This is a genomic window from Faecalicatena orotica (assembly GCF_003149245.1).
GTDB lineage: Bacteria > Bacillota > Clostridia > Lachnospirales > Lachnospiraceae > Faecalicatena_A > Faecalicatena_A orotica.
Genome location: NZ_QGDL01000007.1, coordinates 139,497 through 152,075, shown reverse-complemented (window position 1 = coordinate 152,075; position 12,579 = coordinate 139,497). Strand labels below are relative to the sequence as shown.

The following is a 12,579-nucleotide window of genomic DNA, read 5'->3' as shown; positions in this document are numbered from 1 at the left end:
ATCATTCTTTTTTTGATTTATCAACAAGTGCATCCGCATATGTGCGGCAGACATCCTTCATAACGAAAGGCTTTGCAATATGTGCATTCATACCAACATCCAGACATTTACGGATGTCTTCCTGAAATGAGTTGGCCGTCATTGCAATAATGATAACGCTTGCTGCATCAGAGCGGGAAAGTCCGCGGATTGCGCGTGTTGCACTGTATCCATCCATAACGGGCATCTGTACATCCATTAAAACCAACTGATACTCCCCCTCATCTGATCCTGAAAATATATCGACAGCCTCCTGGCCATTCTGGGCCGTTGTGACAACAGCGCCTGCATTTTCAAGCAATTCTACCGCAATGTACAGATTAATTTCATTATCTTCTACAACCAGTACCCTGACACTATTTAATATGTCAGGCTCCTCCTTTGCCGGAAGAGACTGCTGGCCAGTTCCACATGCTTCTCCATCGCTTTCCTGCATTTCCTGTGCACAGGTGAACGGCAGGTCCACCCGGAAAGTACTGCCTGAACCGGCCTGACTGGATACTGTTATGGTGCCGCCCATCATCTCCACAAAGTTCTTCGTAATAGGAAGGCCCAGTCCGGTCCCACCATACTGGCGGGAAATTCCACTGTTTTCTTGTGTAAATGTCTCAAATATACGTTCTATATTCTCCGGAGTAATCCCCCGGCCGGTATCGCGGACCTCAAACCTGAGCCATAAAACTCCCGCTTCACGACGCAGTTCCTCGGCAGTCAGGCTCACACAGCCATTTTCAGGCGTAAATTTCATTGCATTTGAGAGCAGGTTGGTCAGAATCTGGTTGAGGCGGAGTTCGTCGCCGATCAGGAATTCTTCCAGTTCTCCCCTCATGTATATCTTATAAGAGATTTTTTTACTCTTCGCCTGCACATAAAATACCGTTGTCAATGCCCGCAAAAGCTGTCCCAGATCAAATTTTTCTCGATGCAGTTCAATCTTTCCACTTTCGATTTTAGCCATGTCAAGGATATCGTTGACCAGAGCAAGCAGGTGCCTGGAAGAGAGAGTGATCTTCTCAAAACAGGTACGGATACGCTCCGGTTCCCCAATATGGTTCTTTCCAACTTCGGTCATGCCGATAATACCGTTGAGCGGTGTTCTGATCTCATGTGACATCTGGGACAGGAAGTCGCTTTTTGCCCTGTTTGCCTTCTCAGCCCGTTCCTTTTCCTTCAGCACAAGTGCACTACTGCGTTTTTCATTGCGCCTCAGCAGTAAAAAGAACATAATAATTGTAGCCAGAATAACAGAAAAAATTCCTACACCAACCAAAAGCATAAGGTGGCTTAAATATGATATCTGATCATTCACCGTCTGATATGCCATACTTGTCACAACATACCAGTCCGTTCCCGGAAGCGGCATATAATAAAGGTACTCGTGACTCCCCCCGACACACAGCAGTGTCATGCCGCTTTCCCCCGCATTGACTGCAGTATAGAAAGACTCCAGGTCATATCCTTCGTCGAAAGCCGCCTTTTGTTCATAGATTGTGAATAAATTGGTGCCATATGAACCTGCTTGGGAGAAAGTACTTTTAAGTACAAAATCTCCATTCCGGGTGATAATATCTGTATATGAATTTGTTTCTTTCTCGCTGTCCAGCCCAAGCTTCGCCCCAATATCCGCGGTATGAATCCCGGCAATCACGGCAACCAGTTTTTCCTCCCCGAACTGTATGGGGGTGATAGACGTCCCAAGCAGAAGTGTATTACTTTCCCAGATGTTTTCGTTGACGGAAACAAGCGCCTCGGAGCCGCTTATTAATTTATCCAGTGCCGAAATTTTCGATATCACGGGAACCGTACCCTCCTGGGAATAAGCAATCCCCTTATCTGTAATCAGTGCAATATGCGTAAAGCCGTTGTCAGTCCGAGCCTGTTCTAAAAAGTGCCTGAGACGTTCTTCTTTCTCCAGATCAGCTTCTGTAACCGAAGACGCAATAGTACGGATCTGGGAAAACTGACTTTCCAGATTTGTCTGGAAATGACTGCTGATCTGCACAGTCATTTCCTTCAGGTAAACCTCACTGATATTCGTCACGGTACGTTCCGTTTCTTTTTTAAATACAGCAGACGCAAACAGACATAAAAGAGAAACAATCAGAATCAGTACAGATATAAATACAACCGGTCTGTACTCTTTCTGTTTTTTATGTTGCGTTCCCAATAATATTCCATCCTTTCTGCATGACAAATTTGTTTATTTATCCTGTGCCAAATCACAGATCCGCCCTTCAATCCCTGCATCAACAGCCGAATCACTGTGCTGTTCAAAATAAAGCGCCATAGCATCTCTGTAAGTCAGCCATGTATCTTTTACCAGAGTTACACTGCCCTTCGGGACAGCATCATCATAGTAATTCAGCATCGTATACCCGTCTCCGTTATCTTCTGCGTAGCCGGCTGCCCCTGCCATATAGTCCGTCACCGCCACCTGATAGTCCCCATCCAGATCCAGACTGGTTCCATCCGGCATCTCCACACTTACCAGCCTGCTCCCGGCCGGTTTGCTGCTGTCAAACGTATACTGAAGCCCTGAAATCTGCAGGAAACGTCCTCCAGGAAACTCATCGGTGCAGACTGCCAGCCCGTTTTCCAGCATATCCCACATAGTCTGCCCGTTCATTTCTAAAACAATAATCTTATTATCAAAAGGACATACTGCTGAAAGGTCCCCTCCATATACCACGCCCTCATAAAAGCTGGCCCGGATTCCGCCGCCGTTAACTACTGCAATCTGGGCATTGGAAGCTTCGAGAACACAGTCTGCTACGAAATTGCCAATCTCTGTTTCCCTCCGTCTGACATTGAAGTTCTCCATCGACAGTTCATGCTCCATCTCTCCTATGACAGTAAAATCATACCCTGATTCGGCCGTACCCTCATAATAGGACTCATCGACCGCATGAAGCGCTTCCTCTACCGACTTTTTCCCTGCAAGCACATCTCTGACGCATCCTCCAAGATACTCCACTGTCTTACTTGGAAAGAGGACATTATAAATATATCCAGATTCCACATATCCCTCTACACCGGCCGGAATTCCTCCCTCCGCCTGCTCATAATCTAACAGGCAGGATATCCCCGTTCCCAAATCCTGATTCAGGGCATCCTGTCCCTCAGTCGTAGAGAGGATAGATAAAATACGTTTGCATGCATCCTGTTTTTCTTCGCTGATGGCATTATTAATCCCCATAAGGGCTGAGGGCGCAAACAAAAACCACGGTTCATTACCTTCATCACTGAAAAGAGGAAGCATGCGGTAGGAATACTCTCGTGATATGCCTTCCTCCACTGCTTTTTTGTTCTCTGCAACACATTCATAGTACATGGCAGAATCACCAAAAGCTGCTGCAAGGGTCCCATTTCCCAGCCGCCTCTGACAGAGAACCAAATTACGCTGCCGTGCTATGGCCGCGGAATCCATCAGCCCGCCTGCAACCAGTGCATCTGTCAAAGCGAAGCTTTTCTCCCAGACTCCGGCAAAAGCAGCCTTTTTGTCCCTGAAATCGGACAGCCACTGTACTCCCTCCATTTCGCCAAGAAAATCGGGTACCATGCAGCCTACAAAGAACATGCCTACCGATGAATTATAGTCACTGAAAATAGAGAAATTAATACCGTCCTCACCTAAACCCAGCCCCTTTTCTTTTAATTCGGCCAGTGATGCTACCAGTTCATCATTCGTCGACGGAAGCGTAAGTCCTGCCTCTTCAAAGAGAGTTTCATTGATAATATATCCGCTGTATACACCGGGAAACGGGATCAGATAGGTCTTCCCTTCCAGCTTCAGGGCATTCATAATGGTACCGTCATAAACTAAACTGGTCTTAGTATCACTTAAATCCAACAAATACTTTTGCACCTGATTACTATCAGGATGTGCCGCTATTACGAGGTCCGGTCCTTCCCCCTTTTCCAACCGCCGGATCTCTTCACTGGGATAGGGTGATATCTCTACCTGCAGGTCAATGTCTTCATATGTAGATTCCACCAGCTCCTCTACATGTTCAAAGTTGTTGGAATAAAGAATTTTTATGACTGTTTTTTCTTTCGGGGCCTGCGAGGCACAGCCTGCCAGTATGCCGGTCAGCATGGCTGCACTTATCGCACCTGCGATCCATCTTTTTGTTCTGCTGCACATAATACTTCACCCTTTCTTTCCTGTTCAGCACTTAATTCTGCATGATATGGCAGCAATATTGTCCGCATGGAATCCTCATAGAAGCGGTACTGGTTTCTTCCGGCCTGTTTACTTGCATACAGAGCCTGGTCTGCATGAAAGAACAATTCTTCATATGTCGTACCGTTCTCTTTCGCTAAAGCAATTCCGATGCTGACTGACACATCCACTCCATCATAAGACCCTGATACGGTATGGAAGACACGTTCTGCCAGCCTGCCTATGTGCTCTTTGTATTCTACATATACTAAAAATTCATCCCCGCCGATGCGTGCCACAACATCTGAATTACGCACACTCTTCTTCAGCCGTGAGCCAACAGTCTTCAGCATCTTATCTCCGTAAAGGTGCCCGTACTGGTCGTTTACACTTTTAAATATATCCAGATCTACAATCATGAGGGCCGCTTTTTTCTTCTTCAAACAGGCGAGATGCTGTTCAATTTCCTTGCGGGCATAATTCTTGCCGAGCAGTCCGGTCAGATCATCATGCATAGCCTGCAGGGCCAGCTGGTCCAGTGTATTCTGTTCCTCATCATTGTCAACCAGTTTGCCGATGATCTTTGTGGGAGGAACATTCTCGTCCAGCCCCCAGATCGGACGGACCACCGCCTTATACCAGCGTCGCTCCCCTTTGATTGTCAGGCGGTAAACCTCACTGACGATCGGTTTGTCCGGCGTCACCTGTTTCAGGCGGGAATGCAGGTCCCAGAAATCCTCTTCGGCAAATATCTTAAATAATTCAGGAGAATTTCGCGGATGGGGCACACTTTCCGGTATCCCTGCCTGAGCAGCGCCCCATTCAGAAATAATCAGTGTATCAGATCCATAAGTATACTCGAACTGTATCTCTCTGGTCAGGGAGGCATAAAACTGGTATTTTGTCCTCTCCTGTTCCAAAAGATCCAGTGTCCTGTCAGAAACTCCGTAGTTATTGAGTCCCTCATATGTCAACTCATGTATCTGGTCCCTTGTTATTTTTCCTGCCGAGCGAAGTTTTACCTCGCTTTCCAGATGATCCTCCACTGCTTTTAATGCATCCAGCAGGACCGGATTAAATACACCGCATTCACCACTGAAAATCATTTCCAGTGTCTGTTCGTGGGAGTAAGCCGGCTTATACACCCGTTCACTTGTCAGGGCATCATATACGTCTGCCAGAGAAACAACCTGGGCCGCAATGGGAATCTGTTCCCCTTTCAGACTGTCCGGATACCCTCCGCCGTCATACCGCTCGTGGTGCCAGCGGCAGATGTCTCTCGCCACCTGTACCAGTTCTTCATCCTGATAGTAGGTAAGGTCTTCCAGCATCTCGGCCCCGATTACGCTGTGGGTCTTTATGATTTCAAATTCTTCTGCCGTTAATCTGCCCGGCTTGTTCAGGATTTCTCCCGGAATTGAAATCTTCCCGATGTCATGGAGGGCTGAGGCATTCGTCATAAGTGCAATCCTTGCCGGTGTTAAATGATACTGGCTGCATGTCCTTTGCAGCTGCCGCAGCAGCAGTTCGGTTATGGTACGGATATGCAGGACATGGAGGCCGCTTTCGCCGTTTCGGAATTCAACTATGTGGCTGAGGATATCAACCATGACCACATTATTTTTTTCCTTCTCTAATATCTGATCTGTAACGATATTCTCCAGATACTTCTGTTTTGCATAAAGTTTCACCGTATTCTCAATACGGTGGCGTACGGTCATCTTATGGAACGGACGGCTGATATACTCCGCCGCCCCCAGATTATAGGCATGGTCAATATAAGCAGCTGATGTTTCGGAAGATACGATAATGACCGGAATATTATTGAGCATACCGTCACGGTTCATAATTGTCAGTACATCAAATCCATCCAGCTTTGGCATCACAATATCCAGCAGGACAAGAGCGATTTCAGAATGGTACCTCTTCAGATAATACAGGGCTTCTTCGCCATCGCAGGCCTCCAGGACCTCATAGTCCGGAGTTAGTATATCTGCCAATATGGCCCGGTTAATTTCCGAATCATCGGCAACTAGTATTTTTGTATTCTTTGTCATTGTTCAATGCCTCCCGGTATCTAAGAATCAAGCACTTCAGACAGAACGGTATATGTTTCCTTATATACCTCTTCTAATTCCGCAAAAGATGGCTGAATGTTGCTGTTATATCCCCTGCTGCGTAAGGATTCTGTAAGTACAGATGCCTTTTCCGCCAATATTGTAAGTCCCATGTTCAGTGCAATTCCTTTCAGAGTATGAGCCGCATTAAAAGCAGATTCATAATCCTCTCCCTCCAGCGCCATGCAGATATCTGTATAACTCTCGTCCCTGACTAATAAGCTAATCAGCCGCAAAAGCATATCCTCCCCAACCCGATATGTCAAATCCACATAATTCCCGCCCAGTTTTTCATAGGCTTCTTTGACTGTCATAAATGATTCCTTTCTACACATTATACTGAGTAATATATACCCGGCATGTGAAATACCAATAAATTTCCGACAAGTATCCTGATATCAGGCATGACAAATGCAGGATCCAATCTTGGTTCCTTATCCAAATAATTATAAAGTAAAGTACCTTATTTTGCAACTAAAATAAGTGATTTCATGATTTATGTAAGATTACTATGTTATTATTTATTTCATATCAGTAATGTATATATTTTTATGATTATTATATAAAAAGGCAGAAGCCGCCGCTTCTGCCTTTTCCCACACATTATTTTATTCTGCTGATATCGTATGTTTTGCTTTATCCCTTTCAGTCAGGCGTTTTCTGACTCCTTCCATGTATCCCGGTTTGTCCAGATTATAGATTAACAGTGGAATAATTCCAATGAAAAAGACAATACCCGGAAGCAGGTTAGCTGCCAGATTAATTCCTTTCTGGATATGCGGGGTCATCTCCACACCGCCTGCATATCCGAACGCCCCCATGACTAACAAAAACAGAGAGTTCGCGATTGCTGTAGCCACCTTGATTGCACAGCCCTGGAATGAGAAAGCCATTCCATCATTACGATATCCATATTTGTCATCAAAATCATCGATTGCATCAACCATCATGCCTGCCCCGCATGGTCCTGCCACATAACCCAGTCCATAAACGATCAGAATCACAAAGTCAAACACAATATTCTCATACGGGCCTACGAACAGGACAATCAGCGCGCCTCCCTGAATGATCATGGATAGAATCCCTACATTTCGCTTGCCGAACCGGTCGATAATTTTCGGTGTAAATGGCATAATCAGGGTTCCGACGATCATCTGCATCATCATAAATACGGTTACAAATGTAAAATTCTGTACGCAATATAAATAGAAGTAAACGGCAACAGAAATACGTCCCAATATACCAAACATATTGAAGAAACTGTAAAGCATCGCACATACCAGATTCTTGTTTTTAAATACCAGTTTCAGACCTTCCCTGACTTTTCCCTGACTCTCTTTCTTCACCGTAATCCGCTCTTTTGACAGAACTGCAACTGCCCAGAACATCGGCAGGGCGATAGCCGCCAGTAAGACAGCCGTGGCCTGGTACCCTGCGGCCTGGTCTCCCTTTCCAAACCAGAGAACCAGTTTCAGTACAAAGAGGTTCAATACGATCTGGCCGATCGTCATACCCATCATCTGTGCTGCATTCAATTTGTTAATTTCCTTTGGGTCACGCGTCATAACAACCGGCAGCGCCGTGTACGGCACATTTGTCATTGTATAGGACATACCCAGGCCGATATATGTAATATAAGCATAAGCCAATTTCGCAGGTCCGCCAAATCCCGGTACGGTAAACGTCAGAACTGTGAATATTACAAGGAAAATCGCCCCCACGAAAATGTACGGTCTGAATCGTCCGTATTTCGTGTGTGTACGCTCCATCAGAGTTCCCATCATCGGGTCATTGATTCCATCCCAGATCTTGGCAACCAGCATTAACAACGCAACTGCCCCTGTTCCCAGGCCGAATACATCTGTATAAAAAATGGAAAGATAAGTACTGACCATTGTCCATGATAACTGGGACGCAAAATTCCCCAGACCATATACAAAATAGTGCTTTGCAGTTAACGGGGCCATACCATATTCATTCAAATTATTTTCTTTCATCTTTATCTCCGCTTCCTAACATAGTGTTTAAGTTTTCCTAATGCTGCCTTACATGTTTGCGATTGTTTCCTCGAATCTCTCGTATTTTTCCATCATCTTCGGAAGCACATCTTTGTTAGCAACCAGTTTCGGAACACAAACTTTTATCATATTCTGAATTTCATTGTAGTGCTCGTAAATTCCAGTGTTTGTATACCTTGCCCTTGCAATCTCTTCTTCTGGGAAATCAACCTTTACTTTGTCACCTTCCACAGAAAGTTCACCCCAGATTCCACAGATCGGGCACTCTACTTTTGTAGTGCCGTTCATACTCAGAAGCGGATTATGGCATACCGGGCAGACCCCTTCATCGCCAACCCATTCCTCACATTCATCATAAGGCTTTCCGATAGACCGGGCAACTGCATCTCCCAGTTTCGCACACTGCTCCATCAGCGCCGGGTCAAACAATGGGTGTCCCGTTCTTCCCTGGTCATAAGCGTCCACATGTCCTACACATTTCATACAGAAAGAGAATGAAAATAAATCCAGCATAGGCAGTCCCAGTGAAACCCAGTTGTGTGTCTGTGCCCCTCCTACGGAAATGTATCCCACATAACGGTCCTTAAAGTACCTCAGATCCAGAAGCTCGTCCTCAGACTTACCTTCTGCAATACGCTTCTTATTCTCTTCCAAAAGTGCCGCCCTGTCATGTGACGGGCCAAAACGGTCCACAAAATTCTTAAACTGTCCTACGATTCCAACTGCATAAACCGGAGCTGCAATAATAATACCATCTGCATCCAGACACGCCTCTTCCAGAATATGGTAATCATCCTTCATACAGCAGTGAATCTCCCGTTCCCCCTTGTCACGGTTACGGCTGCAGTAATCACATGCCCGGCAGTGTCCGATATCCATACGGATCGTATTGATAAACTGCACATCAGCACCTGCCGCTTTCGCTGCAAATAACGCCTCTTTTACCATCACATCGCTGCGCTGGTTTTTTCTTCCAAAAGAAATACCCAATACCTTCATATTTTCCCTCCATTTGTAAATTTTCTTTGTATCTCTACTCTACACTTTTTTGCATAATTCCGCTTTTCTGACACTCCTGTATCAAGGGGAGAATTTTTGCCTTTATTTTCAGCCCCCATCAGGAACAACAAAAAAAGAAGAACATTTTTTGTTCTCCAAATACGGGGGCAGGACTGAGCTTTTTTCAGATAACAGAGTGGGGCGCTGATGACGGGATGGGGGATGCTCCTGCGGGGGCCTGTGTGCTGCTTCTGCATCCTGAACGCGTGCTAAGAAGCTGTAAGTGAAAAAACGGGAAAAAGGAAGGTACACCCCGCCATCAGCTGGCTCATCCAGTCAGAAGGAAAAACCTCATTCCTTCGAAAGTGCTTCTCAAATAATTCATTCATCAAAGTTCCTATGACGTATATTATCAAATACCCATTGCCTGTACACTGCATATGGTTTCAGCTCCCTCCTAAAAACGAAGCGAGCTATAGCTGGATGAACCAGCTTCATGAGAGGATGGCCGGGAAGGGCACGGGGCTTTGCATATGCGGTTTCGATTTGCTAAAATGAGCTTACTGCTTCTTAATCAAACCATGCCGGAAATATGAGAGAAAACTTGATCACCAAATCAAGTTTTCACAGAACCCAGCGCGAGAAATCATCAGATTTCTTGTGATGTGTTCTGTGTGCTCATATTTCCGGCATGGTTTGATTTAGAAGCAGTTGGCTTATGGAGTGCAAATCGAAATGGCATATGTAAAGCCCCGTGCCCTTCCCGGCCATCCTCTTATGAAGCGTCCTCCCCACCCGACAACCGCGCCCTTTTTATAAGCTGTACTGGTATTGTATATCCAACATTCTGATTTCCTGTGCTTTGAGCACGTTCTCGATTTCCAGCACCCCGTCTTCTACCAGTACGGTTCTCATTATAATTGACGGTATGGCACTGTTTTTCAGATATTCCAGTTCTTCTTTGGCGAGTCCTTTTGTATAGTCCATCTGTTTCCAAAGATCCTGTACACTTCCGTTCTCTTTGTTGACATAATGCATTTTTACGATATAGCTGCCGTTTTTCACATTGCTGATGCAGAATTTCCTCTCGAGCGGGTCCATGTCTTCCATGTAGTTGTCCAGCTCCCGGACCTTGATCTCGTCTTCTTCCGTAAATACATATCTGGAAGAAAGTTTTTTGAAATTATGGCAGCCAATGACATAGCGCCCACGCTTATTTGTTGTTACGATAGCGTTTTCATCCTTATAGATGACATAAGGCAGAAGCCGGTTTATGAAAGAGAAGGCGTAGAATGATGGCTTGCGGATGCCGTCCCTGGAGATCAGGCCTGAATCTCCGTTTAGTATGGTATTTGTGTCATAGTAATCGGAATACAGATCCAGCGCATGCCAGTACGCCATAAAATCTACTGTACCTTCCATGTCAATATAGTTTTTCAGGATATAGGCCCCCTGTTCGCAGCTGTCGTTCAGGACGTTGCGGTTGGAAATGGTAAAATTCCATTCATCAACATGAAGCTCTATATTCCCAATTCCGCTCTCATCCATAGCATTCTGCAGGATATCAATCTGATTCTTCATATATTTGCTGTCGATTGATTTTCTGCCATATCTTGTCTCATGGTCTGTAACTGCAATATACTGGAAGGAACAGACAGAGAAGAAATCCGGGGTGATGTTCCGCTGTTTCCATAAATTTAGTATATTACTGCATACGTCTAACTCATACCCGAGTATCAGGCTGGCACCCCCGACTCGGATGTCTGGGGAAATTTCTTTCAGTGTCCTGTAAATCATCTCAAAATATGGATAATATTTCCCTTCAGCCTCTGTCATATTGAGCTGTGGATCATTCCAGTATGCAAAATACCAGCTCTCCAATTCTTCTATCCCGTACCGGTTAACCAAATGGGTACAGAGCTGTTTCATGATTTCTTCAAAAACACTGTACTGATAGATTTTCCGTTCCTCTTCCTGTCCCTTAACGCTCCGCTCCGGGGTATACATAAACAACGTCGGCTTATGTCCCAGTTCGAGGTATGGCTTCATGTGGTTCTCAACCATAAAATCCAATACCAGATCCAGTTTTCTGAAATTGTAGCCTTTTTTCTCGAGAAAACAATGTTCCTTTGAGAGAATATTCCATATTTTTACATATTGGATTCCCGTCGTCTGCTTCAGTTCTTTAAGCTGTTCCTGTACATCTGACTGCAGGATGGTGTATGCATCCCCAAGCACGACTGCTTTTCCAAAGTCGTTGGTCTTTCCGGTTATCACGGCAGCATCCATATGGCATATCCGGGAATCACTGATTTCCGCCTCGTCTTCCTGCCTTTTTAATTTCAGGTATTCAACAATCTTGAGTTCTTCCTCTTTTGTAAGTTCCCGCCTGTCCCGCGGTGTGGAATTTTCCTCCTGCATTAGCTTCCGGTATTCACTGGGCGACTCCCCGTGTACGTCACGGAACGCTTTGGTAAATGCGGCAGAAGTAGGAAATCCATTGTCCATTGCTATATGAGTAATATTCTTTTTGGAGTACAGAAGTTCATCTACGGCGTGAAACAGGCGTACATTGTTCAGATATTCCATAAATGTCAGGCCGAGGTGTTTCTTTATGTATTTAGAAAGATATGCATTCGAAAGAAACAGCCTGTCTGCCAGATCGTTCAGGCTGATCTGGCTCTGGTAATTTGCCTGAATATAGTTTTGAATCTGCCGTATCCGGACGCGGTCCTGAGAATCCTCTACATTCAGACGGATGTCGTCTGACTTCACGAGGAAATTGCCTGCAAGCACATACAGTGTTTCATAATAAAGGGCATTCATGCGGAGTGCATCCTTATTTTCCTGTTCAAAATAACGGTCTATAATTTTGTCCAGAAGTATTCTCAGTTCCTGAAAGGCTTCATTCTTGTCAATAACCGAATTACACCAGAAAAGGAGCTGCATGGATCCAAGCTGTTCCGCCAGCAGATGGAAGTCTATCTCAAATCTTGCCATCAGCAATTCCCCTTTTGCTGCCAGGGTATGGCGTTTATTGGCATTGATTAAGAGAATATCCCCTTTTTTCATCTGGTAAACTGCATCATCTATCTTCACCTCAAAATGTCCGCTCAGCAGATAGAACAATTCCGGATCCTGATGATAGTGGGTACATACCTCCGGCTCTGTCAGAAAATAAAGCTGCATCAATTTCCGCCTGTTATCCATACTTTACTCCTCGTTTTCGTATATCACATTTTAG

The 12,579-nt window shown here is 45.1% G+C and carries 7 protein-coding genes; all 7 read right to left on the bottom strand.

Annotated features, from left to right (window positions below; genetic code table 11):
• Position 1: 1 nt before the first annotated feature.
• Entirely contained in the window at positions 2 to 2,206 is a 2,205-nt protein-coding gene (locus A8806_RS12455) for a hybrid sensor histidine kinase/response regulator (protein WP_109731529.1), read from the bottom strand.
• 33 nt (positions 2,207 to 2,239) lie between these two features.
• The gene (locus A8806_RS12450) at positions 2,240 to 4,183 is read right to left on the bottom strand and encodes a 5'-nucleotidase C-terminal domain-containing protein (RefSeq protein ID WP_109731528.1); all 1,944 of its coding nucleotides are present in this window, start codon (positions 4,181 to 4,183) and stop codon (positions 2,240 to 2,242) included.
• The gene (locus tag A8806_RS12445) at positions 4,144 to 6,258 is read right to left on the bottom strand and encodes a diguanylate cyclase (protein WP_109731527.1); all 2,115 of its coding nucleotides are present in this window, start codon (positions 6,256 to 6,258) and stop codon (positions 4,144 to 4,146) included. Before A8806_RS12445 ends, A8806_RS12450 begins: the two co-directional genes overlap by 40 nt.
• Before the next feature lie 20 nt (positions 6,259 to 6,278).
• A complete protein-coding gene (locus tag A8806_RS12440) occupies positions 6,279 to 6,632 on the bottom strand; it encodes an Hpt domain-containing protein (protein WP_109731526.1) in 354 nt (117 codons plus the stop codon).
• A gap of 294 nt (positions 6,633 to 6,926) precedes the next feature.
• Positions 6,927 to 8,315 carry an MFS transporter gene (locus A8806_RS12435; RefSeq protein WP_109731525.1) on the bottom strand — a complete coding sequence of 463 codons (1,389 nt, stop codon included), beginning with the start codon at positions 8,313 to 8,315 and terminating at the stop codon, positions 6,927 to 6,929.
• Positions 8,316 to 8,363: 48 nt separating this feature from the next.
• A complete protein-coding gene (locus A8806_RS12430; protein ID WP_109731524.1) occupies positions 8,364 to 9,335 on the bottom strand; it encodes a flavodoxin family protein in 972 nt (323 codons plus the stop codon).
• Between the two features lie 813 nt (positions 9,336 to 10,148).
• Positions 10,149 to 12,545 (bottom strand): GH39 family glycosyl hydrolase, encoded by a 2,397-nt coding sequence (locus tag A8806_RS12420; protein ID WP_109731522.1) that lies wholly within the window; start codon positions 12,543 to 12,545, stop codon positions 10,149 to 10,151.
• Between the last annotated feature and the right edge of the window lie 34 nt (positions 12,546 to 12,579).

Bases quoted from the DNA above. Each gene is read 5' to 3' on its own strand.
- A8806_RS12450 (WP_109731528.1), bottom strand. From the start codon at position 4,183: ATGTGCAGCAGAACAAAAAGATGGATCGCAGGTGCGATAAGTGCAGCC.
- A8806_RS12445 (WP_109731527.1), bottom strand. From the start codon at position 6,258: ATGACAAAGAATACAAAAATACTAGTTGCCGATGATTCGGAAATTAAC.
- A8806_RS12440 (WP_109731526.1), bottom strand. From the start codon at position 6,632: ATGACAGTCAAAGAAGCCTATGAAAAACTGGGCGGGAATTATGTGGAT.
- A8806_RS12435 (WP_109731525.1), bottom strand. From the start codon at position 8,315: ATGAAAGAAAATAATTTGAATGAATATGGTATGGCCCCGTTAACTGCA.
- A8806_RS12430 (WP_109731524.1), bottom strand. From the start codon at position 9,335: ATGAAGGTATTGGGTATTTCTTTTGGAAGAAAAAACCAGCGCAGCGAT.
- A8806_RS12420 (WP_109731522.1), bottom strand. From the start codon at position 12,545: ATGGATAACAGGCGGAAATTGATGCAGCTTTATTTTCTGACAGAGCCG.